Origin of the sequence: Vibrio porteresiae DSM 19223 (genome assembly GCF_024347055.1) — a bacterium.
Classification (GTDB): Bacteria; Pseudomonadota; Gammaproteobacteria; order Enterobacterales; family Vibrionaceae; genus Vibrio; species Vibrio porteresiae.
In genome coordinates this window covers 1,573,076-1,597,455 of record NZ_AP024896.1, presented here as the reverse complement: position 1 = coordinate 1,597,455, position 24,380 = coordinate 1,573,076, and the positions used below count along the sequence as shown (strand labels likewise).

Annotated in this window: 25 protein-coding genes; 12 read left to right on the top strand and 13 right to left on the bottom strand. The window is 44.8% G+C overall.

Annotation, left to right across the window (positions count from 1 at the left end; all coding sequences use genetic code 11):
- Positions 1–92: 92 nt before the first annotated feature.
- Positions 93–902, top strand: coding sequence for an AraC family transcriptional regulator (locus OCV11_RS23845; RefSeq protein ID WP_261896940.1), 810 nt, complete (start codon positions 93–95; stop codon positions 900–902).
- Positions 903–909: 7 nt separating this feature from the next.
- Here OCV11_RS23845 and OCV11_RS23840 read toward each other — a convergent pair whose 3' ends face one another.
- Positions 910–2,118 (bottom strand): MFS transporter, encoded by a 1,209-nt coding sequence (locus OCV11_RS23840; protein ID WP_261896939.1) that lies wholly within the window; start codon positions 2,116–2,118, stop codon positions 910–912.
- Positions 2,119–2,192: 74 nt separating this feature from the next.
- A complete protein-coding gene (locus OCV11_RS23835) occupies positions 2,193–2,375 on the bottom strand; it encodes a hypothetical protein (RefSeq protein WP_261896938.1) in 183 nt (60 codons plus the stop codon).
- A gap of 132 nt (positions 2,376–2,507) precedes the next feature.
- Here OCV11_RS23835 and soxR point away from each other — a divergent pair, with 132 nt between their 5' ends.
- Positions 2,508–2,948 carry a redox-sensitive transcriptional activator SoxR gene (gene soxR, locus OCV11_RS23830; RefSeq protein WP_261896937.1) on the top strand — a complete coding sequence of 147 codons (441 nt, stop codon included), beginning with the start codon at positions 2,508–2,510 and terminating at the stop codon, positions 2,946–2,948.
- A 37-nt stretch (positions 2,949–2,985) separates the two neighbouring features.
- Here soxR and OCV11_RS23825 read toward each other — a convergent pair whose 3' ends face one another.
- Complete coding sequence (locus OCV11_RS23825; RefSeq protein ID WP_261896936.1) at positions 2,986–3,396, bottom strand: bleomycin resistance protein; 411 nt, start codon at positions 3,394–3,396, stop codon at positions 2,986–2,988.
- Positions 3,397–3,568: 172 nt separating this feature from the next.
- Between OCV11_RS23825 and OCV11_RS23820 the strand changes: the two genes are divergently transcribed.
- From OCV11_RS23820 to OCV11_RS23805, 4 genes are all read left to right on the top strand, one after another.
- Positions 3,569–4,252, top strand: coding sequence for a tetratricopeptide repeat protein (locus tag OCV11_RS23820; RefSeq protein ID WP_261896935.1), 684 nt, complete (start codon positions 3,569–3,571; stop codon positions 4,250–4,252).
- A gap of 339 nt (positions 4,253–4,591) precedes the next feature.
- Complete coding sequence (locus OCV11_RS23815) at positions 4,592–5,386, top strand: NPP1 family protein (protein ID WP_261896934.1); 795 nt, start codon at positions 4,592–4,594, stop codon at positions 5,384–5,386.
- Between the two features lie 171 nt (positions 5,387–5,557).
- A complete protein-coding gene (locus OCV11_RS23810; RefSeq protein ID WP_261896933.1) occupies positions 5,558–7,519 on the top strand; it encodes a methyl-accepting chemotaxis protein in 1,962 nt (653 codons plus the stop codon).
- 132 nt (positions 7,520–7,651) lie between these two features.
- Entirely contained in the window at positions 7,652–8,404 is a 753-nt protein-coding gene (locus tag OCV11_RS23805; protein ID WP_261896932.1) for an SDR family NAD(P)-dependent oxidoreductase, read from the top strand.
- 99 nt (positions 8,405–8,503) lie between these two features.
- Here the strand turns inward: OCV11_RS23805 and OCV11_RS23800 are convergent, their stop codons facing one another.
- Positions 8,504–9,271 carry a DeoR/GlpR family DNA-binding transcription regulator gene (locus OCV11_RS23800; protein WP_261896931.1) on the bottom strand — a complete coding sequence of 256 codons (768 nt, stop codon included), beginning with the start codon at positions 9,269–9,271 and terminating at the stop codon, positions 8,504–8,506.
- A gap of 164 nt (positions 9,272–9,435) precedes the next feature.
- On the opposite strand from OCV11_RS23800, the gene OCV11_RS23795 reads away from it, so the two are divergent.
- Positions 9,436–10,410: a Gfo/Idh/MocA family protein gene (locus tag OCV11_RS23795; protein ID WP_261896930.1), complete on the top strand. Its 975-nt coding sequence runs from the start codon at positions 9,436–9,438 to the stop codon at positions 10,408–10,410.
- Positions 10,411–10,477: 67 nt separating this feature from the next.
- Here OCV11_RS23795 and OCV11_RS23790 read toward each other — a convergent pair whose 3' ends face one another.
- Both OCV11_RS23790 and OCV11_RS23785 read right to left on the bottom strand, forming a co-directional pair.
- Positions 10,478–11,434 carry a TIGR03571 family LLM class oxidoreductase gene (locus OCV11_RS23790; RefSeq protein WP_261896929.1) on the bottom strand — a complete coding sequence of 319 codons (957 nt, stop codon included), beginning with the start codon at positions 11,432–11,434 and terminating at the stop codon, positions 10,478–10,480.
- A gap of 38 nt (positions 11,435–11,472) precedes the next feature.
- Complete coding sequence (locus OCV11_RS23785) at positions 11,473–11,919, bottom strand: nuclear transport factor 2 family protein (protein ID WP_261896928.1); 447 nt, start codon at positions 11,917–11,919, stop codon at positions 11,473–11,475.
- A 173-nt stretch (positions 11,920–12,092) separates the two neighbouring features.
- On the opposite strand from OCV11_RS23785, the gene OCV11_RS23780 reads away from it, so the two are divergent.
- A complete protein-coding gene (locus tag OCV11_RS23780; protein WP_261896927.1) occupies positions 12,093–13,016 on the top strand; it encodes a LysR family transcriptional regulator in 924 nt (307 codons plus the stop codon).
- Positions 13,017–13,069: 53 nt separating this feature from the next.
- Here the strand turns inward: OCV11_RS23780 and OCV11_RS23775 are convergent, their stop codons facing one another.
- The gene (locus OCV11_RS23775; protein WP_261896926.1) at positions 13,070–13,693 is read right to left on the bottom strand and encodes a DsbA family protein; all 624 of its coding nucleotides are present in this window, start codon (positions 13,691–13,693) and stop codon (positions 13,070–13,072) included.
- Positions 13,694–13,849: 156 nt separating this feature from the next.
- On the opposite strand from OCV11_RS23775, the gene OCV11_RS23770 reads away from it, so the two are divergent.
- Positions 13,850–14,740, top strand: coding sequence for a LysR family transcriptional regulator (locus tag OCV11_RS23770; RefSeq protein WP_261896925.1), 891 nt, complete (start codon positions 13,850–13,852; stop codon positions 14,738–14,740).
- A 265-nt stretch (positions 14,741–15,005) separates the two neighbouring features.
- Positions 15,006–15,356: a hypothetical protein gene (locus OCV11_RS23765; protein WP_261896924.1), complete on the top strand. Its 351-nt coding sequence runs from the start codon at positions 15,006–15,008 to the stop codon at positions 15,354–15,356.
- 125 nt (positions 15,357–15,481) lie between these two features.
- Here the strand turns inward: OCV11_RS23765 and OCV11_RS23760 are convergent, their stop codons facing one another.
- From OCV11_RS23760 to OCV11_RS23750, 3 genes are all read right to left on the bottom strand, one after another.
- A complete protein-coding gene (locus OCV11_RS23760) occupies positions 15,482–16,651 on the bottom strand; it encodes an iron-containing alcohol dehydrogenase (RefSeq protein ID WP_261896923.1) in 1,170 nt (389 codons plus the stop codon).
- Between the two features lie 448 nt (positions 16,652–17,099).
- The gene (locus OCV11_RS23755; protein ID WP_261896922.1) at positions 17,100–17,597 is read right to left on the bottom strand and encodes a (R)-mandelonitrile lyase; all 498 of its coding nucleotides are present in this window, start codon (positions 17,595–17,597) and stop codon (positions 17,100–17,102) included.
- 222 nt (positions 17,598–17,819) lie between these two features.
- A complete protein-coding gene (locus tag OCV11_RS23750; protein WP_261896921.1) occupies positions 17,820–18,701 on the bottom strand; it encodes a DMT family transporter in 882 nt (293 codons plus the stop codon).
- Positions 18,702–18,916: 215 nt separating this feature from the next.
- On the opposite strand from OCV11_RS23750, the gene OCV11_RS23745 reads away from it, so the two are divergent.
- Both OCV11_RS23745 and arsB read left to right on the top strand, forming a co-directional pair.
- A complete protein-coding gene (locus OCV11_RS23745) occupies positions 18,917–19,252 on the top strand; it encodes a metalloregulator ArsR/SmtB family transcription factor (protein ID WP_261896920.1) in 336 nt (111 codons plus the stop codon).
- A gap of 11 nt (positions 19,253–19,263) precedes the next feature.
- Positions 19,264–20,328, top strand: a complete 1,065-nt coding sequence (gene arsB / locus OCV11_RS23740) for an ACR3 family arsenite efflux transporter (protein WP_261896919.1) — start codon at positions 19,264–19,266, stop codon at positions 20,326–20,328.
- Between the two features lie 89 nt (positions 20,329–20,417).
- On the opposite strand, the gene alr is transcribed toward arsB, so the two are convergent.
- The 3 genes from alr to narL form a co-directional block, all read right to left on the bottom strand.
- A complete protein-coding gene (gene alr / locus OCV11_RS23735) occupies positions 20,418–21,647 on the bottom strand; it encodes an alanine racemase (protein WP_261896918.1) in 1,230 nt (409 codons plus the stop codon).
- Positions 21,648–21,736: 89 nt separating this feature from the next.
- Positions 21,737–23,368 (bottom strand): methyl-accepting chemotaxis protein, encoded by a 1,632-nt coding sequence (locus OCV11_RS23730; RefSeq protein ID WP_261896917.1) that lies wholly within the window; start codon positions 23,366–23,368, stop codon positions 21,737–21,739.
- 355 nt (positions 23,369–23,723) lie between these two features.
- Entirely contained in the window at positions 23,724–24,368 is a 645-nt protein-coding gene (gene narL, locus OCV11_RS23725) for a two-component system response regulator NarL (protein WP_261896916.1), read from the bottom strand.
- Positions 24,369–24,380 lie beyond the last annotated feature (12 nt).

Sequence of the window (24,380 nt, the reverse complement as noted above, 5' to 3'; positions counted from 1 at the left end):
GACTCTTGGTCGAAGTAACTGTTATCACCTTATCATTTGTCGCATAGTGATAATTTTTATATTATGACAAAAAATCGCTAAATTATGACAACATGTTCAACGACAAATCTTCTTTACTCGAAACCATTAATCAGTTTGATCATGAGCATCATGGTTCGCCAGTGATTGCACTGCGCGAAAACGTAAAAGACAAGCAGAGTGAAGTGCCTATTCATCAGCATACGATGGGACAGCTTGTGTTCGCGTTAAAGGGCGGAGTGACCTGTCAGCTACCGCAATCAACTGTGATCGTACCACCACAATGTGCGGTGTGGATTCCCAAAGGCGTATTACACCGAGTCAATGCCACTGCCAATGCGCAAATTTGCTATCTGTTTGTCCGTCCAGACATGGCGTCGCTGCCTCAATCCGGTTGCACCTTGTCTATTTCGCCGCTGGTTCGTGAACTGATTTTGGATATGAGTGAGCAGCCCCATGATTACAGTGACGACCTTAGTGTAGTTCGTAAGGCATTGGTGTTACTCGAAGAGTTGGGCAAAATGCCGATCGAGCATCTATCCCTACCCAATCCCGATGATCCTCGCTTGAAAAGGATCGCCAAAGAGCTGTTTGATAATCCTGCCGACCGCCGCACTTTAGCAGAATGGGGAATGGCAGTGGCGATGAGTGAGCGCTCGCTGGCACGACTTTTTAAACAAGAAACCGGCATTACTTTTGGTCGTTGGCGACAGCAGTTGCACCTGATCATCGCGATGCACCAGCTGTCAGAAGACTACCCAGTGCAGCGCGTGGCTGACTATCTGGGTTATCAGTCGGTGACTGCCTTTATCACCATGTTTAAAAAATCGGTCGGCAAACCACCCGCGCAATATTTTGCCAAACTGAAACAGTCGGAATCTTAGCGCTTTATTAGGCTTGTGCTGGACTGATGTTGAACTCGGGGTTTTTGAGTAAACGCATCATGACGATCACTGCAGTTGCCATCACCGCCGCAGCGAGGTAAAAGCCGAGTTGCGTGATGCCAAAATGGCTTAAATAAGCTATCGCCACATAACTGATGCTTTGCGCGAGTGTGCTGAACATTTGCAGCATACCATCGGCTCGTCCGCGCTGCTGAATATCGATCACATGGTGCATCCAATTGGTGCGAGCGATGCGATTTAATGCGTTGAAAGTGCCAAAGAAAAAGGTAAACGCGAGTAGTATTTGTGGGTAAGGGGAAAGGCTCATACCCAGTAACATGACACTGGCGATGCTCATCGCGCCAATCATGATTTTTGGGTGTGAGCTTAAGCCGAGTAATCTTCCGACGAGAAGTCCAGTGACTAGTGATCCCAAAGCAAACGCGATGTTGTATCCCGCGAACCAACTGCCTGATACGCCTGTTTCTGCAAACCAAATAGGCACCAATTTACTTAGGAAAGTGAGAATGGGGTAGCTTAATGCCGACAGCATCACAAAGGCAAAAAAGCGCGGTTTGCAGGCAATAATGGTGCGACTCTCTTTGATTTGAGTGACAAAAGAGCTGGCGATGGACTGGCTCAGTTGGCGTCGGTAAGGGGTGACAATGTAGCTGATACTGGCAATAGTTGAAGCTAGCGCGGCAAGGCATGAAAACTCAAACATCCCCCACATTTCTAATAGCATCACGCCCAACGCACCCGAGCCAAGGGTGGTGGTTTGCATGATGATCTCTTGTTTTCCTGATAGTGCAGCGTATTCGTAGGGTTCAAAGTTTTCTTGGGTAAAGGCGCCGTTGCTTGACCAGCCGAGGTTATTTGAAACCCAAAAAATCAGTTGTGCGGCGGCCAATATCCATTGAGATTCAATCCCTAATCCATAGAAGACAGCCACTAAGGCGGCGGTGGTAGCTTGCACGACTTGTACCCAAATCAACAACTGTTTTCTCGAAAAGCGGTCAATAAAAGTAGCGAAAACAGGTGTCAGAAGAAACGATAAAACCGTGCAGGTGAGTGCCACCATGGCGACAAACGAGCCCATGTTAGGCTTTGATAGCATCATCCAAGGTACTGCCATCATAAACATGCCGGAGGAAATGCCATCAAAAAATAGCCCCGTTAGATAAGGCCGAGTACTCGAAGTAAAGGTAAAGTTCATAATGTGATTCCGTTGAGAGTGACCAAAGTCGTTAATAAGTAATGAGATGCGAGGTTAAACATTTATTTATGTTGCTATGGCTGCATCAAAGCGTTAACACACCCCCATAAGAACGAGATAACACCGAGCAAAACGGCCAGTTTCCCGATGCGAGAAATCACTCGTGCCACAGGGCCTTGCTCTTTTACGGCAATGAGCACCTGGCCTTGTTCGTTTTTGCTGAGTAGTGCTTTCACAAAGTCAAAATACATAGTCATGTTTGATCCCTAGCCTTACGCTGCTTCCATAGTTTGAATCTTTACAACGGGTTAATGTTGCGGTTATGGTTGAAGCCTAATTCCTCATGTTAACTTGAGGTCAAGGGGTAAATGGCAAAATGGAGAGAGCAAATGGAAATGAGTGTGGGCCAAGTGGCGAAGCGTTCAGGCGTAAGTGTTGCGACATTGCATTTTTATGAGTCAAAGGGACTGATATTTAGCCATCGCACAGCAGCAAATCAGCGGCGCTATAGCCAACATATCCTGAGACGCATCGCGTTTATCAAGGCTGCGCAGAATGTGGGGTTAACGCTTAATGAGATTGCCGATGCGCTGGAGCAACTGCCCAAACACCAAGCACCAAGTAAGGAAGAGTGGGAACAGTTAGCGCGATCGTGGAATGATCTTCTCGAGATGCGGATTCAAAGTTTAAAGGCACTACAAACCCAATTAGGGAGCTGTATCCATTGCGGGTGTTTATCTTTGGAGCGTTGCGCGCTGTATAACCCTAACGATACCAAAGGTGTATTTCATAGTGGTGCGGCGTTGGTTGATGTAAAGCAACTCGATTAAGCCGCACTTAATCATAAAAACAAGCATAAAAATAGGGTTAGCGAATATCGTCTTGGCAAAAACGAAATAAATATCCGTCAGGGACTTGGATAATAAATTGTTTTTGGATAACAAGCTCTTCTTTTACCTGATAACCTTTGCTCTCCATCGGTAAATATATGGAATCAGGCGCTCTCTTTAAAATATCGGCATACATACTATCGATATTGTCTACATCCCATTGAAAGTTGATGCCGCGTCCGAATGGCGCCTCTAGTTCTTGCGTGATCCATTTTCGACTCGGACTGGATAGCCCCTCGAGCATGAGATCAACGCCAGAACGAGTTAAATAGGCAAAGTGTTCTTCTGGTCGTTGATATTTAATTTCAAATCCCAAAACATGGATAAAAAATTCGACACTGGTATGAATATCAGTGCAGTAAAGCTCGGGAACAACACGTAATTTCATTCGATTCCATTTTGATTATGACAAGCAATCTGGCTACGATACCCAAGTCTCCTATGATGAACAATAAAGAGATTATTGAGTTAGCGTTAATGTGCCAAGTTATGAGCGACTGTCATTGCTCCGTCACGGTGCATTTTTATTATCGTATTCCCAATGTTAAGCAAGTAAGGGTATGGACTTGAGTTTCCCAATCCACAATAAAAAATCTTCGGACACAGGCCTGCCATTGGCGACCGGATTTGTGCGTCTTATTGGTGCGTTAAGTGCCGTATTTGCAGCTCACAGTTATGCAGGAACCGTAGATACCTATCCTTATGAAGTGCAATGGTCTAAGTGCCAATATCAAACCGAGAAAGAAAAGCAACCACCTTGTTTCTCTGCTTTAGTTGATGAGTTATATCAATTGCACAATCAATATCCCAACGATGCGGATATTCAGGCGCTCTGGGGTATTAATATTGCTTCACTTGCAGGTGTGTCAGGGCTATCTCAAGCCCTGAAGTTAATCGATAAATCAAAAGAGATCATTGAACAGGCTCTTGAGATGGATCCGGAAGCATTAAATGGCGCACCTTATGTGACGTTGGGCGCACTATATTATCGTGCTCCGGGGTGGCCACTGAGCTTTGGTGATGATGACCTCGCAGCTCAGTTTTTGGAGAAAGGGGTTAAGCGCAACCCTAATAACAGTTCAACGTTGTATTTCTATGCTGATTTTCTCGCATCTCAAGGGGAGAAAGAGCAAGCGATTAAGATATTGCAGCGCGCATTAGACTTGCCAATCAATCCTAAATATAAAATTGGTGATATGGGTAGGCGCGAGGATATCAAGGTGCTACTTGCTTCATTGAAGTGATTGAAGTTTACCCTAGGTATTAGACTGAGAATACCTAGGGATCGAATCGCTAGACAATGTTTTAATCGGCTGGTAGACGGTAAATTTATATTGTTTAACGCATTGAAAATATAACCAGTGCTATTCAATCTCACTGTTAAATATTATTTATTATTATCCAGTCTAATATTAATTTTATGAAATAATCGAGTCATTGGTTCAAGCGATATTATTTATTTTCATTAAAGTGTCATGTGAATACCGTTAACTAAATCGACATCAAATACAGTGGATGTAGATGATGGATATTTCGGTAATTTATGCTTCGGCCCATTAACGATGTTTCACGTAGGAGAACTCATGAAATTAAATACGATTTGTCTTCTTTGCTCTTTGACATTATCAGGGCTTACTTTACCTGCTTATGCAGATGATTTTGCCAAACTTGATCAAGCTTTGCCTAACAATGTCGATGCTGATTCTATTGCTCCGGTATTTGATTTTGATAGTGACGGATGTTTACCTAGTGCAGGTATTAGTCGCACAGGTGCGCAAAATGGCGGTCTCAATCCCACCGGGTCGATTACGGGCGGTTGTCGTAGTTCCAATTTTCTCGACCTTTCCAATACCTATCACCGCTACGCCTGTATTACTGAATCTAGCGACCAATATTGTGCCCATTTTTATGCACTCTATTTTTTAAAAGATCAGATTTTAGATGGAATTAAGAGCGGCCATCGTCACGATTGGGAGAACGTCGCCATTTGGACCAAAAATGGTGAAGTAACTCATGGAAGCTATAGCGCACACGGTTCATTAACCACAAAAACAATCTCTGAATTAGACACGGACGGCAATCATATTAAGTTTGTCTACCATAAAGATGGCGCTTTAACTCACGCTATGCGCTTTGCGAAAAGTGGTGAAGTTGCAGAAAATGATTATGGCAGTTTTGTCACGCCAGATATTGTCAGTTGGTACACTATGTATGGGGATAATACGACCAATAGTGAACTGCGCAATGATTTAAATACTTACGATTATGGCAGTGCTAATGTACCGATTAAAGACAGCAATTTTTTGACCAATATTAATGAAGGCAAACCAAGTCAATATCCTACGTTCACGGCTGATAGTATTACTTCTTCAAATTAAGCCTGTCTAACCCAAATTGACTCATAAAGGGCATCCCATGATGCCTTTTTTCATTTTTTCGTGCTTTAGGAGATTAATCCCCGGCGAATTCCTGACGACCTCAATAAAAGCGTCTATTTTTAATGCTAGGTAGATGATGGTCTTTGCTTTTTTGAAAGGATGTTACGCGCTATGAAAATTCGGACAAAACTGATCCTAACGTTTACGGTTGCTGTCTTGGCACCTGTGGCGATTTTGGCAGCCTACTCAATTAATGAAGTGAGCAATACAGCGATCGAGCAGTTTCAAAAGTCGAGTGCGAAAGAGATCGTGCAAGTGGATAAGGCGTTTAATATCTTTTTTGATGATGCCAAGAAAAGTATTGATTACCTCTCTTCAATGCCTACGATGCAAAACCCTACTGGGGCACCCAGTTTTGTGACTCAAGCTCAAGTCGATGGCTTTTCAGGATGGGCAAATGTCTCCGGTTCGGCTGGGGAGCTTTGGGTCAGCTTTGGCCGTTTTGCGAAAGCGCATAAGAACTTAGCCTATGTTTATACCGGGCGTGAGGATGGAACCTACATTGAATGGCCGGGAAGTGTATTCAAATCACCGTTTGATCCTCGAGTGAGGCCTTGGTATATCAAAGCCAAGCAGGCGGATGGCAAAACCGTGATGACCAACGCTTATTACTGGAAAGGGGACGACGCAACCTATATTGCTATCGCCAAAGCCATTAAGAATGCCCAGAATCAGCTTATGGGCGTGGTAAGTTTGGACGTATCGGTCAATGAGCTAACTGAAATCGTTAAGAATATCACCATCGGAGAAAAGGGTTTTATTGTCTTGATAGAAGACAATGACAATATCCTTGTTGACCCTCTTCAACCAGAAAACACCTTTAAATCGGTTACCTCGATTGATGCTCCGTTCTACAAATTATTAGCTTCACATCCTAAAGGCTTGTTCACCATTGAACGCAATGGCACAGACTATTTGGGGCAAGTGGTTACGTCCAAATATCTCGGCTGGCGATTCGTTGCGTTAGTGCCAAAGGCGGAGGTTTATTCTGCTGCGGTGAAACAGAGTTATGTGACGTTTGCGATTGCTATTCCATTGGTCATTCTCTTCATTTTGATGGCCTCTTATGTAGCGAAGGTGATCACGTCACAAATCAGTAGTGTTGCCAATGTGCTGCGTCAGATTTCTCAAGGGCATGGTGATTTAACCGTGAAGTTAGATGTCTCAAGTAATGATGAAGTGGCCGATTTGTCGTTAGCATTTAACAGTTTTGTTTCTAAGCTAAATAGCCTAATTCGAGAAGTCGTGAGCTTAAGTACTCAGCTAAAAGGTATGGCGGATAACGCTGCTGGTAAGGCGCATCAATGGCAGGCGGATTCGGGAAGACAATTGGAAAAAGTCACGTTGGTGACCGAAGCAATCAGTGAAATGTCGAAAGCCACCGCTGAAATAGCCTCTAATTCTGAACAAGCAGCGGTTGTGGCTGAGCAGGGCTCGACATCATGTACTGAGGGTAAAACGGTCGTAGAATCAACCCGTAAGTCTATCGAAACGTTGTCGAAAGAAGTAGAAACGACCAGCAATATCATTGGTAAATTGAATACCAACACTCAGCAGATCACCACCATTCTGACCACTATCCAAGGCATTGCTGAACAAACTAACTTGCTCGCTCTGAACGCGGCAATTGAGGCGGCTCGTGCTGGTGAACATGGGCGTGGATTTGCGGTGGTAGCCGATGAAGTCCGTAATTTGTCCCAGAAAACCACTGCGTCTACGGAAGAAATTCAGCAGATGATCCACGAGTTACAACAAACAACGCAACAAGCGACATCCGTGATGGAAAACAGTCGAAACATGACTGGAGATGCGGTGGAACAGGCGAATCTAGCTAGCGACAGTTTGATCAAGTTAGCTGGCTCAATTGATGAGATTAAGGGAACCTCAATTCAGATTGCAACCGCGACAGAAGAGCAGTCGTTCGTTTGTGAAGATATCACTAAAAATACCCAACAAATCAATGATATTGCTAATCAACTGACCGAAGAAGCGAAAGGCCAATTGCGCACTGCAGAAGAGTTTCGAAATCTGGCCATAAACATGCACGAGTTGGTTGGAAAATTTAAATTATAGGTGGGTCTCGTAAGCCGCTTATGTTCGATTATGGAAAATAAAGCCTATCACTTCGGAATTAAGTGGTCTTTATTCCTTGTGTCAATATCCACATAGTCACGGGTAGATTATGCTGACTTTGAGGATTAAGTTATGAATAAAGTCGTTGTTGTTACCGGTGGCACACGCGGTATTGGCTTTGAAACAGCGAAGAAATATCTTGTTAACGGCGATAAAGTGGTGATTGCAAGTATCGATAAACCAGAAATTATCGAGCAAGCGATGGCAGAATTGAAAACCTTTGGTGAAGTTGAGTTCATTGAATGCAACGTAGGTAATACAGAGCAATGTCAGGCGGCTATTGATCTCGCGGTTAACAAGTTTGGTACCATTGATGTTCTGGCTAACGTTGCTGGGATCGTGGGGCAACGAGTTGATCTCATAGAAGCTGACTTAGAAGATATCTTCCGCACGATCCAAGTCAATCTCATGGGAACCATCCAATTGTGTCAGTTTGCGGGTAAAGTTATGGCAGCAAACAAATCCGGCGTTATTATCAACGTGGGCTCAATTTGCGGTGCTATTGCCAATACAGAGAGTATTGGTTATCACGCGAGTAAAGGTGGCGTGCGCATGGCGACTCAAGCGATGGCTCGTGAATTATCTCCTTACGGGGTTAGAGTGCTTTCCGTTGCTCCTGGCTGGGTCAAAACAGGCATGATTGATAAACCGATTGAAGAAATTGGCAGCAAACTGCACATGAAAGGTCGCATCATAGAACCCACTGAAATTGCAAATGCGATTTATCTGTTGTCACTTCCAGAGGCCAGTGCTATCAACGGTTCGACGGTAATGGTTGATGATGGTTACTCTTCATTTAAAGGTGTGGATGGTTTCATTGCCTAGCAATGACTAGTTCAACAAAGAAGGTGTGTAAGCATCTTCTTTGTTGGAATCATAGCCGACTGTGATATTCAACGGTGGCCTGCTTTGGACAACTGCACGTTAGTGATTAAGCACAATCAATTCCACGTCATGTTGTTCAATTTGTTCAAGCAGATTTTGGGGCGGTTTTTTGTCGACGATTAGGCAATCAATATGCTCCCAACCACAAGATTGATACATTAGCTGGGTATTGAACTTAGCTGATGTGCTAATACAGATCACTTGAGTCGATTGCTCTGCCATGGCGAGTTTAAGCCGTGCATCCATCTCGCTATTGGTGGTTATCCCTGCGTCCGAGAGCGCGCTGACGCCAATAAACGCGCGGTTGGCGCGATATTTTCGAATATGCTCAATGGTCATTTCGCCCAAAATAGTATGGGAATAATCATCAAACCCGCCGCCAAGTACGCATTTACGAATTTGCGTTTTGTTGATCAGTTCATTCACACACTCAAGAGAGTTGGTAATCACACTCGATTCCACATCGAGATAACCCGCCAGTAAGCTGTTGGTGGTGCCCGCATCTAAGAAAACAATGTCATTTTTTTCAATAAGGGACGCGCCATATTCTGCCAGTTGTTGTTTGACAGGGTCGGGTTCATTGCGTTGAGAAAAGGAGAGATAGCTTTTGCTTTCGTTAAGAATCGCCCCACCGCGAATACGCAAGATCCCTGGCTGAGCGCCTAATTTCACTAGGTCGCGGCGTGCTGAATCATAAGAGATATTAAAGTGTTCACAGATAAACTCTAAAGTCACTTTGCCATGATTACGAATGTAGGTTGCTAGTTCAATTAAACGCTCATCTTGGGTCATCTTATTCTTACTCATCACTTACTTTTGCCGATTATCATAAGGTTTTGTAAGTGATTGTGCACTATTTTTATCTTTATACTGGTTTGTAAGTGGTGTTGATAACTTACATTGACTTATGCCTTAATATGTTGGATATTGGCACTTAACGTATCCGTGAATGTAAGTGAAGGTAAGTTTTTATGCGTATAGGTGTGGTAGGTGCAGGTAACATCGTCAACATGTGTTTGGATGCTTTGGCACAAATCGATGACGTAGTGTGTGAAGCGTTGTGCGTTCGCGAAGCGAGCAAAACCAAAGGGCAACAGCTGTGTGATCAATATGCGATTAACAAACTGTATACTGATTACGCAAGCATGCTGACGGATAGCCAGATTGATTTTATCTATATCGGCATTCCCAATAACATGCACTTTGATTATGCCTTGCAGGCATTGAATGCCAATAAGCATGTGGTGTGCGAAAAGCCATTTACCACAACGGCGGAAGAGCTGACTAGCTTGATGGATACGGCAAAACAAAAAGGCCTATTTTTGTTTGAAGCGATCACCAATATTCATTCACCTAACGTAAAGTTATTTAGAGAAAAGTTGCCCTTGATTGGCGATATTAAATTGGTGCAAGGTAACTATTCACAGCTATCTAGTCGTTATGCTGCCTATTTACAAGGGGAAGTCCACCCAGCGTTTGACCCGAAAGCATCGGGCGGTGCGTTGTACGATATTAATATCTATAACATTCACTTAGCTTGTTTTATGTTGGGGGCGCCAACCTCGATTCAGTACACCTTCAACCGTGGTTTTAATGGTATTGATATGTCGGGTGTGGTTGTGATGCAACACGAGAAAGCTATCTCGATGTGCGCTGGCGCGAAAGATTCTGACAGTGAAGGGCGTTTCGTGGTGCAGGGCGATAAAGGATACCTAGCGATCCAAGGTATTCCGAATGTGGCGGCATCATTTGAGCTTGGCTTAAAAGGCCAAGAGGTACAGACGTTCAACTTAAACCATGCTGATAATCATATGGTGTATGAGTTCCAAGACTTTAATCAGATGTTTAAAGAGAACGATTTAGCGCAATGTTATCGTTATCTTGAACACTCTCTTGAAGTGATGAAAGTCTTGCAGGTTGGGCGAGATCAGGTGAACGAGGCTTAAACTCGTCTATGAGATAGTGGTGAACGGAATCCATTCACCACTATCATTTACTGAGTCACGTCTGCTGCTACCCGCGTTGTAACGCGGGTAGAACGTGATCACCCATTTCATCAATGACGTCTTGCGCGCTGCGCTGTGAAGGTTTGAGGTTTAGAGCAATATGACTTACTCCAAGTTCTTGATGTTTAAGTAGACGTTCAATAAGAGCATGACGCCCGATTCGCACCACATTATAGAAACGTTGGTAAGGGGCATCAGGATTCGCGGCTAAATCAAAAAAGGTCGCATAGCCATATTTTGGGGGCGCTTTATCACCCGCTGCAATAGCGAGAGAGGCGTTGATCTCTTGAATGGCGCGTTCATCATCCACAGACCAAATCCAAGCATCCATATTCTTTGCTAACCACTCAATCGGTTGACGTGAACGACCTACTGCCATCATCGGGATTCTGCCATTGACTGGTTTCGGATGCAGATCAAGATTTCCGGTTAATGCACCGTAAAACTGACTCTTCATGCGTGGGTAATGTTCCGTATGTAAGCGTTGGATCATCTCGATGGAATCTCGATAACGTTCAGCACGTTCATCAAACGCTACGCCAAAGGCTGGGTATTCGGTCGGGCGATCGCCAGTTGATAGCCCTAAAACGAAACGCCCATTGGTCAGCATGTCGACAGAAGCCGCTTGCTTGGCAACGGAAATCGGGTCACGCAATGGCAGCACGATACCTGCTGTTCCTAAGGTGATCTCTTGGGTTACGGCACTTAAAAATCCCGCATAAACAAAAGGATCAAGCAATTGTGCCGCATCACCAAAGCTTGGATCGTAAAAAGGGACATCCCGCAGCCAGATGCTAGCAAACCCAGCATCTTCTGCTAATTTTGCGATGCTTTGGTGCTGTGCCAGCGTCGGAAATGGCGAGTTGGGATACGCTTCGACAGGAGTGAGCAGTCCTATCGATAATCTGTTTTGAGCGAATACACGCGTAAAACTGTTTGGCAGTGCCATATTATGCTTATTCATGAAGGAGACTCTTTTAGCTGAAATTTGGAGTGGCGGAATTACTGTTCAGGCCAAACGACATCCAGTTCGCTATGAGCAATGCGCCATTCGCCGTTGACACGAACATACTGATCAACATAGTGACCTAGCAGAAGGAAGGGATGTTGCCCTTGTTCGCGGTCGGTCACGAAATCAAGTAGGTAGCAGCTACCATGAGCATGATTGTCATCTACTAAGGTAATGGTGTGATTGGTAACCGCATGAACAAATGGAAAATGTTGACGGTTTTTGGTATCGAACGCATGGTAGGCGTCTTTTAGGCTCTGCTTGATTTGTTCGATGCCTTTCATTGACCCGACTGTCACTTTCACCTCTGCATCTTCAGTAAAGACTTCGTCCATTTTCTCTGCTTGGCCGCCATCTAATAGCTGGCTGTAACGCAAACGCAGTTGGCGGATCTCTTCGCGATCGAGTAACGCATTAATTCGTTGTGTGTTGTTAGTCATGACCTATACCTCATTGATAAAAGTGAACGATTTATCGTATGAAATGGCCATCTAACATCATTGGTGTGATAGACATTGGTAAACCGATAAATCTTGAACAGGGCTATTGTATTATTTTGTTTAAAAATGATAATGGAGTTCTATTTCCATTTATTTAGTCCTGTGGTTCTATAATGAAATTAAATGAAACCCAATTCTCTGGCGTGATTGAATACGTTGAAACCTTAAGAACTGGCTCGTTTACGTCAGCGGGAGAGAAGCTTGGGTTGACAGGCTCTGCCGTCGGTAAAAGCGTGACTCGCTTGGAGCAGAAATTAGGAACTAAATTATTGCATCGCACCACGCGCAGTTTGACACCCACTCCCGAAGGTCAGCGTTATTTTGATGGTTGGATTGCGATTTTGGATGAAATCGAAAGTCTAGAGCAAGGGGTCGTCGCGGGGAGTATTAAAGTCTCTGGGCGACTGAATGTACATCTGCCTGCCGCATTCGGGCGTCGTCATGTAATGCCGGTGTTGCTGGAGTTGACCAAAGCGTATCCCCAACTCGATCTTGCGGTGGCGTTTAGTGAACGACGTATCAATCTCGTCGATGAAGGGGTCGATTTAGTGGTGCGTATAGGCGCTTTAGAAGATGATGCCGATTTGGTCGCAAGATGTTTAGGTCGCCAGCGTTTAGTAGTCTGTGCCAGTCCCGAGTACCTAAGCCGAAAAGGCGTTCCTAAATCGGTTGCAGAGTTGACCAAGCACGACTGTATCTTGGGCAGTCAGCGCAGTAATCAACCAGCTTGGCTATTTAAACGAGGCAATGGAGAGGGCTTTTCTCAAGTGATTCGCGGACGATACAGCTTTACAGATGGTGATGCCATATTATCTGCGGTCCTAGATGGTATGGGTTTATCTCAATTACCGACTTGGCTAATCAATGAGCATTTGGCCACTGGAGCTTTGGTGACGGTATTGGATGAATTCGCAGGCGCAGAAATGCCAATTCACGCAGTATGGCCCCGCTCCCGTTACCTAAAACCGAGACAACGAGTTGTGATTGATGCATTGGTCGCTGACGCAGAAAAGGCAACGTCCGTTTATCGAATGTAGATTTTGGGGGCGAGCTGTTAAATAGCCAATGCCCTTAAGGCATTGGCGTCGCATTATTTCACCAGTGAATCCAAGAGTTTATTCCACTGCTCTTGTTTTCCATAGAATTGCTCATGGGGCAATTTAATGAACTGATTGTTGATATTGGCAATTAAGGTTGGGTAGCCAGAGACGGACCAATGTGCCATCAATTCATGACTATCTATTATTTCTTGCTCAATGTGGTCGGCGCTCTCTTGCATTTTGCGTTGCCACTCTACCTCATTTAGCCCAAAGCGCTGCGCCAGTAAAGCGAGGGTTGCTTCATCAGACACCACCAAACCTTCTTGATAATGGGCCGTTTGAATGGCTTTGATCATTTTGTATGCCTCAATGCCCATCGATTGAGCGACCGAGATGGCGCGAATCGGTAGGTAGGAATCCAAAATGAAAGGCTGATCGCTTTTTAAGCGTTCGATGTAAGCTTCACCGAAAGATGCCCCTGTCAAAGCGGCGATGCGGGGATCAGCCTGTAGGACATGCTGCTTAAAGCCCTCGGTAAGCGCTTTTCTTTCAATCATCCCGCCAGGGTGATACACCAAGGTAAATTGTGGATGTTCAGCAATGGCCTGAATCAAGGATGTTGCGCCGTAACACCAGCCACACATAGGGTCATAAAAATAATGGACTTCATTCATTTTGTTCTCTCCTTCAGATCGATACGCTCGCAGTGTTGTGCTTTAGGTTTGGGAGCCTGTTTTAGGCGCTGCGTTATGTCACTACTATAGAAAATTGATTCGCTCAGATAAATGCATTAATATAGACAATAGTGTTTCTTAAATCGTGCAAATAAGATGGATAGATTAACTGCCGCCAAGGTTTTTGTAGATGTTGCCCATTCCGGTAGCTTTACCGATACCGCAGACCGATTAAATATGTCTCGCCCGATGGTGACACGCTATGTTGAAGCGCTGGAAAACTGGTTGCAAATGCGCTTATTGCATCGCACCACCAGACGAGTGACGTTAACGACATCGGGGCAACAGAACCTTGAGAAAATCGAGAATTGGTTGAATGTGGGCGAAGCGCTCACTGATGTGGTTGGCGATGCGACCCTGTTATCAGGGCAGATTAAAGTTTCGACCAGTATGTCGTTTGGTTTTGCTCAGTTGGTTCCAGCAACCAAACATTTTATGCAGTTGCATCCTGAGATTAACATCGAGATATTTGTTGATGATTCCCATAACGATCTGGTTGAGCAGCAGATCGATTTATCCATTCGTATTGCCTCTAATCCAGACAGCTCGCTGATCGGCAAACCGATCGGCGTGTGTCGCTCCTTACTCGTGGCTTCACCTGAGTATCTTAATCACGCAGATCCCATTGAAAAACCGACTGATTTGTTGCGGCACTCTTGTTTGGGCTATAAACATTTTGAACGTCATACATGGCATTTAACCAATGGCGAACAATATGAAGCGATTGAGATAAAACCAAGGTTATCGGCGAATGAAGCGACGGTGCTAAGGCAAGCCGCTTGTGAAGGGATAGGCATCTCTTTACAGCCCACTTATTTGGTGGCAAACGAGCTGGCGTCGGGACAATTAGTTCACATTCTTCCCGATTGGAAACCCAATGACTTGCAGATCTACGCGCTCTACTCCTCGCGTAAGCATCTTTCATCTACCACCAGAGCGTTTATTGACTATTTGGCGGACTATTTTCAAGAGTCTTTATCTCTCTAATTAGCAGCAGTTGAGAGATTGAGCGATAGCGAATTTTGGGTGTACGGCGCTCGATCTCTTCTTACTTTTAATACTGATGTTATGAGTGACTTATCTCTGTGGTCTTTTCTTATAAAAAGCGAACTAGTTAACCCCTAATAACGTCTTCATAGGCTATGTTTAAACTGGTTTTATAGCTCAATACCTAACGTTACTTCGTTTCACTATCTGTGATGACAACGCTAAAAGGCGATGTGTTTCGGCCCTCTTTTGGAGAGTTTTTAGTATGACTAGTTACGCTAACGCATGGTTTAAATCTATTAAGAACGAGTTGATTAATCGAAAAAACAACAAAGCGGCAAACAGTGCTCAGCTTGAAAAAGTGCCACTGCGAACTCCGTTGGGAACGCTCTTTAACGCGTTGAAATCTGGAGTGCTCTTTACGCTGTGTCTGTACGGTATTCTTTTTGTCGCAGCGGGATTATTAGCATTTGAAGGTGAAGTGAGTTTCTACCAAGAATGTGCTCGCATCTTGACCACGGATATGACGGTGGCGATTGCTTCATTGGGCGCTATTGCAGCGCTTATCTCATGGCTGAGTCATATCTGGGCAACGCCGAATAGGAGACGAAAATGAGTGAGCATTTATCTCTTCCTTCCCACTTCGTTTCATTAGAAAAGAAAAGCCAGCAATATTGAATTTGCTGGCTTTTTTCTGTTATCGACCTCAATACATTGAGGTTTTATCTCAGAAGGTCAGGCTTAAAAGCACGCTTCTAGTACTTGTTGAATCTCTTGTGTGGTGATGGCATGGTAACCGCCACCGAGAATGATGGTAGATTCAGCAATCTTAGGTAGCATCTCTTTGGTTGCACCGAGTTCTTCCAGAGAGGTCACAATGCCACACTCTTTAGTGAAGGCTTCTAGCGCATCGATACCAGCAAGCGCGATCTCTTCATCCGTTTTATCTTCAGCAGCGATACCCCAAACTTGAGTCGCGAAACGGACGAATTTTTCTAGACCAAATTTGTAGATTAGGCGGTAGTAAGGCAGTGAAATTGCCGCTAGACCCATACCGTGAGCACAGTCGGTGTAAGCACCTAATTGGTGTTCAATCATGTGGACTTGCCAGTCTTGTGATTTAGACAAACCAGTTAGCGTGTTCAGTGCTAGGGTCGCGTTCCACATTAGGTTTGAACGAGCTTCGTAATCGTTTGGAGCTTTTAACGCAACACGTAGGTTATCGATAGACGATTTTAGTAGGCTTTCAATCACATAATCTGTGGTGTTCGCACCTTTGTCAGAGAAGTACTGTTCCATAAGGTGAGACATGGTATCAAACACGCCGCTCACCATTTGGTATTGAGATACAGTGAATGTGTACTCTGGGTTTAGGATCGAAAATTTAGGAAATACGTGCGCAGGGAAAACACGACCTGCTTTGTATTTGGTCTCTTCGTTAGTGATAACAGAACCACCGTTCATTTCTGAACCCGTACCAACCATAGTTAAGATAGACGCTACAGGGACTACTTCGTTATCCACATCTTTGAATTCACACCAGTATTTTACAAATGGGTCTTGATCTTCACAGTAGGCAGATACAGAAATACCTTTGGCACAGTCAATAACAGAACCGCCTCCGACAGCCAGAATAAGGCTAACGTTGTGGTCACGTACGATTTGCACGCCTTCACGCATTTTTTCAAGGGTAGGGTTAGGCATCACACCGGATAGCTCAACCACTTTTTTGCCTGCTTGTTCAAGGATGGCAACCACTTTGTCGTAAAGACCGTTGGCTTTGATCGCGTTACGACCGTACACCAACATGACTGTTTTGCCGTATTTGGGTGCTTCTTCTTTTAGTTTGGCTAGCGAGTCTTTACCAAAGTGAATGGTGGTTGGGTTGTAGTAAGAGAAATCTAATTGCATTGTCACACTCTTCTTGTTTGATGAGTTATCAGCCTTTTGGTGTGATGGTGTAAGCACATCACTAGCGACCTAAGGTGTCGTTATCAAGGCGTTATTATTGGATATATCGGTAACAGACGTATCCGTTGATGTGGGTATATTACGAATAACTAATGAATTGGTTAATATCCAATCATCCTTATTCATTGCCTAAAATTCCAAAATGATGGATCTTGGTTTGAACAAAAAGCTGCTGATGGCTTGGTGACTCTACGTAACGGATTGTTTATTTGTCCGTTATTTTGAATTTATGCTGTGGTTGAAAAAGGTCAACGGACGATATTTTCCAATTAACCAAGGTTTACTCAATGTTGATGGATGAAGGCTAGTAGAAATTTTGGATAAAAAAACAGGCCATACAGGCCTGTGTAATTGCTCATTCCATTGAACCAAAGCAGTGGATTTAACATTATTTAGTTTGTAGCGCCGCCTGATACTCTTTATCTGAGACTTTCTCTTTCCAGACGACATTCTTACCTTGAGCGTCAGAAGCGGTAACGACAAAGTGAGTCATAGCTGCGTTAGCAGTGGCGCCGTGCCAGTGATCGACATCTGGTGGACACCAAACGGCTTCACCAGGATGAAACGCAAGGACTTTACCATCGCGGGTAACGGTCAGCGCGGTTCCTTGGGTCACTATCATATGCTGACCCGCCGGGTGCGAATGCCAAGCGGTTCTTGCACCCTGTTCAAAGGTAACAAAAGCACCGGAATAGTGGGCAACCTCATTGGCAGGAAAAGCCATTTTTACATGTACTTTACCAGTGAAATACTCCGCTGGGCCGTCAAACTCACCTTGAGTTTCAGCAGTATACAGAGATTGTTCTGCAGCCATTACTGCGGGTGTAGCAATGCCAAACACGGTTGCTATGCCGGCCAGTAGCCATCCATTAAGTCGTCGTTGCATGATGATTCCTTATCGATTGATGAACTAGAACGTATCTCAACGTGTTGACTGCAGTCAGTTAAGACACAACTAGCTTAAGGGCTCATCAGGTAAGTCGTTATCTTGATAATCCACGATTGTTGCCTAATCGACTTAGCTTAGCGTTTGTTGTGTAACAAGATGTGGCAAAAGTGCTAGGTAGTAAAACCATGGCTAGGATCGCTAACGGTTTGAGCATCAATCCTATTTGGCGGGATCTTGAGCCAACGAAGTTTGCGCTCGAAATAGCCATTTTCGCCATTGGATCGGCATCATCGGAATCACGATAAGCACGATACCGATACAGGTCAGCAGATCGGGCATTTCCGCAAACAAGACAAATCCCAAAATGGTGGCAAAAACCAATCCAGAATACTCAGCCAACGCAATTCGGTTTGCTTCGACGGGACGGTAAGCCATCACGACTAATGCATGGTAACCCAGTACCAACAGGTTGATGAGGACTATCCAGCCTAAGTTAGCCCAGCGAATAGGTTCCCACTGCGGTAACGCCAGCAGTAACGAGATAGGCAAGGTCATCAAGCCCGTCCAAAACAGGGTTGATACTAACGCTTGTTGCGCGGGGAGACGACGAATTAATAGGTTGCATAATGCATTTGAGAGGGCGCAGCCTAAGCCCGCTATCGCTGCCCATTGAAATTGTTCTGGGCGGAGCACAATCAGCACCCCAGCAAAGCCCGCCGCCGTTGCCAATATCTGTTTTAAGGTTGGGTGCTCTTTCAGCAATAAAAAGGCGAGTGGCAACATGAGTAATGGCGCAACATAAAACATTGCGTTAGCCGTTGCTAAGGGTAAGTAAGTGACCGCTATCATGGCACAAGCGCTGCCTAATAGAATAAGCTGCGCACGCGAAAACGTAATCCAACTGAGCCCTTCTTGACGTTGCTCCTTCGGCAGTTTCCACCAAAAAGGAAACAGCAATCCCGTACCGATCAGTTGACGGATAAACACGTATTCAAAGGTCGGTACTTCACCGTTCAGTACTTTTAACGTGACATCAGAAAAAGCAGCCAGCAGGTTAGCCCCAACCAGCAATAGGATTGAACGAGAAACGGCGTTAGACATCAAGATTACCCAGCAGAGATTGAAGCGCCATTCTAGCGAATTTATCCAAATTGAAAAGGTGTTTTAAAAAACAAAATCGAAGCTGTGACTATCGACAGATTTGGTGCTTTTATCGGCGCTGGTTATTCGGCAAAAATGTTTAACTTTGTGCAGATCTTTACATATGGAAAAACAGATATATTATTTAACGTATGTGTTGATAATGAAATGACCCTATGGATGCTCTTGTTTTTTACAAATTGCTCGCTGACGAAACTCGTCTTAAGTCATTGTTACTTTTAGAAAGTGCCGGTGAGCTTTGTGTGTGTGATTTGATGACGGCTTTAGAACTAAGCCAGCCCAAAGTGTCACGCCATTTGGCTGATTTGCGTAATAACCAAGTGGTAGAGGCCACGCGCAAGGGGAAATGGGTCTTTTATCGTATTCATCCTGATTTACCAAGCTGGATGAAGCAGATTTTGCAGCTAACCGCGCAGCATAGTCCGACATTGATAAGTGCTGAGCAAAGCAGATTGATCGGGTCTAGATGCGCGCCAAATGATGACTATTAGGACAAAGATGAATGAGTAATAGCATGGCAAATGTGCACAACGCTCCATCGCAAAATATGAGCTTTCTTGATCGCTATCTGACCTTATGGATTTTTCTAGCAATGGTCATTGGAGTTGCTCTTGGCGCTGCGTTTCCGCAAATAGGGCATTGGAATGAGCGCATGTCGGTGGGCTCAACCAATGTTCCTCTCGCCATTGGCCTTATTTTGATGATGTATCCGCCATTAGCGAAAGTGAATTACGCTCTGCTGGGGCAAGTGACACGAGACAAAAAGGCGATTGGTTTATCGCTGGTGATGAACTGGATTGTTGGGCCGGTGTTTATGTTTACCTTGGCACTGATATTTTTGCACGATTATCCCGGATACATGGTTGGTCTGATCTTGATTGGTTTAGCACGTTGTATTGCGATGGTACTGGTGTGGAATGACATCGGTGGCGGCAACAAAGAATACGGTGCTGCGCTGGTGGCACTGAACAGCGTGTTTCAAATTGTCACCTACAGTTTTCTGGCTTGGTTATTTATCACCGTGATTCCACCGATGCTCGGTATTCAAGGAATGGACGTGACGATCACCATGGGAGACATTGCCCAAAGCGTGCTGATTTACCTTGGTATACCGTTTGTTGCGGGCTTTTTGAGTCGCGTTATCTTGGTGTCGATGAATGGCGAAGAGTGGTACAAGAAGACTTTTATTCCTCTGATTTCACCTCTGACTCTAATAGCTCTGTTGGCGACGATTGTTTTGATGTTCAGCCTGAAAGGCGAAATGATCTTACAATTGCCAATGGATGTGGTGCGAGTTGCCATCCCACTCGTCATCTACTTTTTGGTGATGTTTATGGTGACCTTTTTCATCGGTCGACGGATGAATTTGCCATACGACAAAAATGCATCAATTTCATTTACCGCCACAGGAAACAACTTTGAGTTAGCGATTGCAGTGGCGATTGCTGTTTTTGGCGTTAACTCGGACCAAGCATTCGTCGGAGTCATTGGTCCTTTAGTCGAAGTACCTGTGTTGATTGGCTTGGTTAACTTGGCGTTGCGCATGAAAAAGGGCTATCACGCATAACTCTCTTTAGATTCGGCACAAATGAAAACGGCCTGCGATCAGGCCGTTTTGCATTATTGCTTGTTGTGGCAAACCCTGTTTAAGATTGGCTATTTGACATAAATGCGAGGGTTTGAGTAACCCCAGATGGTGTAAAGCTCTGGGAAAATCACATCTGAGCTACTTTCCATATCTGCCGCGATAATCGACTGTCCTTTGGAATGACCAAACAGAATCACTTCCATGCCCGGCTTCACCCCTTTGATGTTAGAGACATCGACCATGGTGGTATTCATTGACGCTACGCCAACTACGGGTGCTTTCTTACCGTTGATGATTACTTGCGCTTTGTTGCCCATTTTACGTGGGTAACCGTCAGAATAACCGACGGGCAAGTTCGCCAGCACACTGTCTTTTGGGGTCGTAAAGGTACTGTCGTAGCCGACCGTATGATCTTTCGGTAAATGGTGAATTGATGCGATACGCGTTTTGAACGACACAATTGATGGGTACTCTAAGTTGGTTGGCTGGTCACCATAAAGCGCGCCACCAGGACGAACCATGTCTAACTGAGCTTCAGGAACATTCAACGAGGTAAATGAGTTAGCGACGTGCAGCGTAATGTCTTCACGCTTCAAGTTGGCTTCTTTCATCAGCCAAGCTGAGTGCTCGTTAAATGACACCAATTTTTTACGCACATCGTCGGCTTCATAGGTTGGGAAGTGGGTCATAATGCCAACTACACGAATGTTTTTGTGGCTAGCAATTTGTACCGCTTCTTTCTTACCCGCATCGGTACTCATATCAATACCGTTACGTCCCATGCCACCATCGTTAAGTGCAATATGGACGCGAATTTCTTTGCCTGATTTTTTGGCAAGATCAGCCAAAGCATCGGCTTGCGCTTTGCTACCAATCAGCTCTTCCATATCCAAATGTAGCGCTGCTTTAATTTCGTTGAGACTGGCTGAGCGCACGCGCATCAACTCGCCTTTAAAACCGCTGTCGCGCACCATTTGTGCATCCGCATTACTTGCCACACCAACACATGGGATTTGTTGTTCAAGAACAATGGGCATTAAACCTTGAATGCCGTTGCCGTACGCATCCGCCTTCATGATGGCACAAATTTTGGTGTGATTATTCATCTTAGTTTTGAACTGTTCAATGTTAGAACGGAACTGACCAAGATTGATTTCTAGCCACGAGTTGGCTGACTCGATATCCGTTGCTTGTTTATCTACTCCCAGTAACGCCATCGGCGCGCTGTGGGCAGGCATGATTGGGGCTAAGGTCGCTGCGGCAATAGAAAGGGCGAGTAAGGTTTTTTTAATGCGCATGGAAACTCCAAAAAAAGTGATTCTGGTCGATCAATTAAGAGTCAAAGAAAAGCTCATGCTGTGGGATGAACCACAGCATGAAGATAAGATTAGTTCAATTTGAAGCGTCGCATCGCTTCTTGTAGTGAAGAGGAGAGGCGACTCAACTCTTGGCAAGCTTGAGAGGTCTTTTGTGCACCTTGTGCCACCTCTTGTGATGCCATATGAATTTGCTCAGTGCTGCGGCTAAGGTCTTCGGCAACCGAATCTTGTTGGGTACATGCCGTCGCAATTTGTGTACTGGTATCGGAGATATCAGCAATCGCTTGACCGATGTCGCTCATCAGTTGTTTCGAACGCAAGCCTTGCGCTGCACATTCGGTAATATTGTTCCGCGACAACTCAGACGCTTGTTGTGCCTTTTTGGCTAACGATTGCAACTGTTCAATGATCGCTGTGATTTCGCTGGTGGAGTGTTGCGTACGACCCGCAAGTGTGCGGACTTCGTCTGCTACTACTGCAAAGCCTCGACCTGACTCTCCTGCACGCGCGGCTTCAATCGCTGCGTTGAGTGCAAGAAGGTTGGTTTGATCAGCAATATCACGAATAACATCAAGGATCACGTTGATTTGGCTCGATTGTTTTTCTAGTTCAGTGACAGTGTCACCTGCAACGCCGATAACAGTCGCCACCTCTTCAATAGAATCGATGATGTTTTGCGTTTCACGCACGCCCATTTGAGTGCGGTCATTTGCGTGACTTGCTTTGCTCGCAGACGCTTGAGTATTCTCAGCCACATCGGCAACTGTTGCTTTCATTTCGGTCATTGCCGTTGCAATGTGGGTGATCTGCAATTGCTGCTCTTTCATACCTGTCGCGGATTGCTGAGAAATGTGGGTCATTTGCTCAACAGAGTGACTGAGTTGGTTAACCGCATCCACCACGTTGTGAATGACCGTGCGCAGGTCGTCCTGCATTTTTGATGTGGCGTCGGCAAGTTCGCCTAGCTCATCGTTACCAATAGAGCTGCGGTCCAGTTTTTTCGATAGGTCACCCTTAGCGATGGCATTCGCTTGCGCCACCACGATTTTCAATGGGCCACAAATGAGGCGCGCAAGAGCTAAAGTCATTACCACCATCAAAGCTAAGATAAACACGTTGCTCAAAATAGCCGACATGTTCATGTTGTCTACCGAGGTCAGAATGCTCACCTTGTTGCGATCCATGGCTTCTTTAAGGATGTTGGTTAGCTTACCCAATTCCACATCGATTCGACCGAATGTTTCTAAAGAAGGGGCAATGGTGCCCTTGGCTGTCGCGCGGTCGCCATTTAGCATCGCATCGTAATAGGTATCGACAATCCCTTTGTAAGAGGTCCATTCTCTCATCAAGCGATTGAAGGTTTCTTGCTCTTCACCTGGCCATACGGTTTTACCATAAGCTGCGATTTGCGCTTCAACTTGGTGACGTTTGGTGATGTTTTCATTGATATGCTGTTGGATTTCCGATTTTTCTTCTTGAGTATAAATCGCTATTTGCCACGCACGCAGACGCGCTAAGTCATAACGGATAGCGTTGACAGCATCAACTGCAGGTAAAGTATCGTCAGCAAAGTTAATCAGTTCTGCTTTGATGCCATTAAGTTTGGTATTTAAAAAAACGCCGAAAAGAATGTTAATCAGCGCAATGAGCAGAAAAGACAGGGAGATCTTTTTCGCTATCGATAGGTTTTTTATCAGCATGGTGTTGTTTTGCCTTGTTTTCTTTAATTTGCAAAGAGTTACTTATCCCTAACTATAACCAGTATCCATGTATTAACTGGGCTAATTATAACCTTGTCAATATAGTTACGGATACCCAACAAAGCAAACCACGCGAAAAAAAATTGTTTAAGAACGTAAAAAAGCGAGCTTTATTTAGGCAATGTTTTGATTTAGCTAAATAAAAGGTGAATTGGTGAGCATGGGCGTTTTGAGAAACTAAGAATTAGCAAACGTTCTGAACTTACTTAGCCACGAGGGCCCAGAACATGGCATTTTGCTAGGGTTCATCCAATCAGAAAAACCTGCTCAAAACTGGTAACGAGAACCAATGGATCTAACGAGAGTTTTCCATCAACCAGGCGGCGGCTTCTAAGCGGGAGTGTAAATCGAGCTTTTTCAGTAGATTTTTCACGTGGACTTTGGCGGTTGCTTCAGAAATCTTTAATTCAGTGGCGATAAGGCGATTACTCATGCCCTTAGTTAATAAGATCAGCGTTTGATGTTCGCGTTCCGTGAGGCTTGAAAGCTTGTTGGGGTGCTGCGTTTTGGGTTTATGCCATGATTGGGCGAGCACTTGTGTGAGCCGATCAGACAGTGCTAATTTGCCGAGCACGGCTTGTTTGATGTTGGCGACAATGTCCTCGGGTTCCATATCTTTAAGTAGATAGCCATCAGCACCATATTGCATTGCGGTAAGCACATCTTCTTCCGTATCAGAAACAGTGAGCATCACGATTCTTGCGGTGACGCCTTTCGCGCGCATTTGGCGCAGGGTTTCTAACCCATCCATCCCTTGCATGTTCAAATCAAGCAAAATTAAATCAGGATCATCTTGCAGCGCACTCTCTAACGCTTCAGCACCGGAGTGACATTCCTTGGTCACTTCTAAGTCTTCTTCATAGGTGATAAAACGCTGTAATCCTTTACGAAATAAGGGATGGTCATCGACGATCATGATAGTAGATTTCCCATTACTCATTTGGCTCTCCTT

What these genes read in the sequence shown, in the direction of transcription:
- OCV11_RS23785 (WP_261896928.1), bottom strand. Translation starts at nt 11,919, where the DNA reads ATGACTAACAACACACAACGAATTAATGCGTTACTCGATCGCGAAGAG.
- OCV11_RS23815 (WP_261896934.1), top strand. Translation starts at nt 4,592, where the DNA reads ATGAAATTAAATACGATTTGTCTTCTTTGCTCTTTGACATTATCAGGG.
- OCV11_RS23730 (WP_261896917.1), bottom strand. Translation starts at nt 23,368, where the DNA reads ATGCTGATAAAAAACCTATCGATAGCGAAAAAGATCTCCCTGTCTTTT.
- OCV11_RS23825 (WP_261896936.1), bottom strand. Translation starts at nt 3,396, where the DNA reads ATGAAATTACGTGTTGTTCCCGAGCTTTACTGCACTGATATTCATACC.
- OCV11_RS23750 (WP_261896921.1), bottom strand. Translation starts at nt 18,701, where the DNA reads ATGTCTAACGCCGTTTCTCGTTCAATCCTATTGCTGGTTGGGGCTAAC.
- OCV11_RS23845 (WP_261896940.1), top strand. Translation starts at nt 93, where the DNA reads ATGTTCAACGACAAATCTTCTTTACTCGAAACCATTAATCAGTTTGAT.
- OCV11_RS23760 (WP_261896923.1), bottom strand. Translation starts at nt 16,651, where the DNA reads ATGCAATTAGATTTCTCTTACTACAACCCAACCACCATTCACTTTGGT.
- OCV11_RS23745 (WP_261896920.1), top strand. Translation starts at nt 18,917, where the DNA reads ATGGATGCTCTTGTTTTTTACAAATTGCTCGCTGACGAAACTCGTCTT.
- OCV11_RS23775 (WP_261896926.1), bottom strand. Translation starts at nt 13,693, where the DNA reads ATGAATGAAGTCCATTATTTTTATGACCCTATGTGTGGCTGGTGTTAC.
- soxR (WP_261896937.1), top strand. Translation starts at nt 2,508, where the DNA reads ATGGAAATGAGTGTGGGCCAAGTGGCGAAGCGTTCAGGCGTAAGTGTT.
- OCV11_RS23755 (WP_261896922.1), bottom strand. Translation starts at nt 17,597, where the DNA reads ATGCAACGACGACTTAATGGATGGCTACTGGCCGGCATAGCAACCGTG.
- narL (WP_261896916.1), bottom strand. Translation starts at nt 24,368, where the DNA reads ATGAGTAATGGGAAATCTACTATCATGATCGTCGATGACCATCCCTTA.
- OCV11_RS23780 (WP_261896927.1), top strand. Translation starts at nt 12,093, where the DNA reads ATGAAATTAAATGAAACCCAATTCTCTGGCGTGATTGAATACGTTGAA.
- OCV11_RS23795 (WP_261896930.1), top strand. Translation starts at nt 9,436, where the DNA reads ATGCGTATAGGTGTGGTAGGTGCAGGTAACATCGTCAACATGTGTTTG.
- alr (WP_261896918.1), bottom strand. Translation starts at nt 21,647, where the DNA reads ATGCGCATTAAAAAAACCTTACTCGCCCTTTCTATTGCCGCAGCGACC.
- OCV11_RS23840 (WP_261896939.1), bottom strand. Translation starts at nt 2,118, where the DNA reads ATGAACTTTACCTTTACTTCGAGTACTCGGCCTTATCTAACGGGGCTA.
- OCV11_RS23810 (WP_261896933.1), top strand. Translation starts at nt 5,558, where the DNA reads ATGAAAATTCGGACAAAACTGATCCTAACGTTTACGGTTGCTGTCTTG.
- OCV11_RS23820 (WP_261896935.1), top strand. Translation starts at nt 3,569, where the DNA reads ATGGACTTGAGTTTCCCAATCCACAATAAAAAATCTTCGGACACAGGC.
- OCV11_RS23800 (WP_261896931.1), bottom strand. Translation starts at nt 9,271, where the DNA reads ATGAGTAAGAATAAGATGACCCAAGATGAGCGTTTAATTGAACTAGCA.
- OCV11_RS23790 (WP_261896929.1), bottom strand. Translation starts at nt 11,434, where the DNA reads ATGAATAAGCATAATATGGCACTGCCAAACAGTTTTACGCGTGTATTC.
- OCV11_RS23805 (WP_261896932.1), top strand. Translation starts at nt 7,652, where the DNA reads ATGAATAAAGTCGTTGTTGTTACCGGTGGCACACGCGGTATTGGCTTT.
- arsB (WP_261896919.1), top strand. Translation starts at nt 19,264, where the DNA reads ATGAGTAATAGCATGGCAAATGTGCACAACGCTCCATCGCAAAATATG.
- OCV11_RS23765 (WP_261896924.1), top strand. Translation starts at nt 15,006, where the DNA reads ATGACTAGTTACGCTAACGCATGGTTTAAATCTATTAAGAACGAGTTG.
- OCV11_RS23770 (WP_261896925.1), top strand. Translation starts at nt 13,850, where the DNA reads ATGGATAGATTAACTGCCGCCAAGGTTTTTGTAGATGTTGCCCATTCC.
- OCV11_RS23835 (WP_261896938.1), bottom strand. Translation starts at nt 2,375, where the DNA reads ATGACTATGTATTTTGACTTTGTGAAAGCACTACTCAGCAAAAACGAA.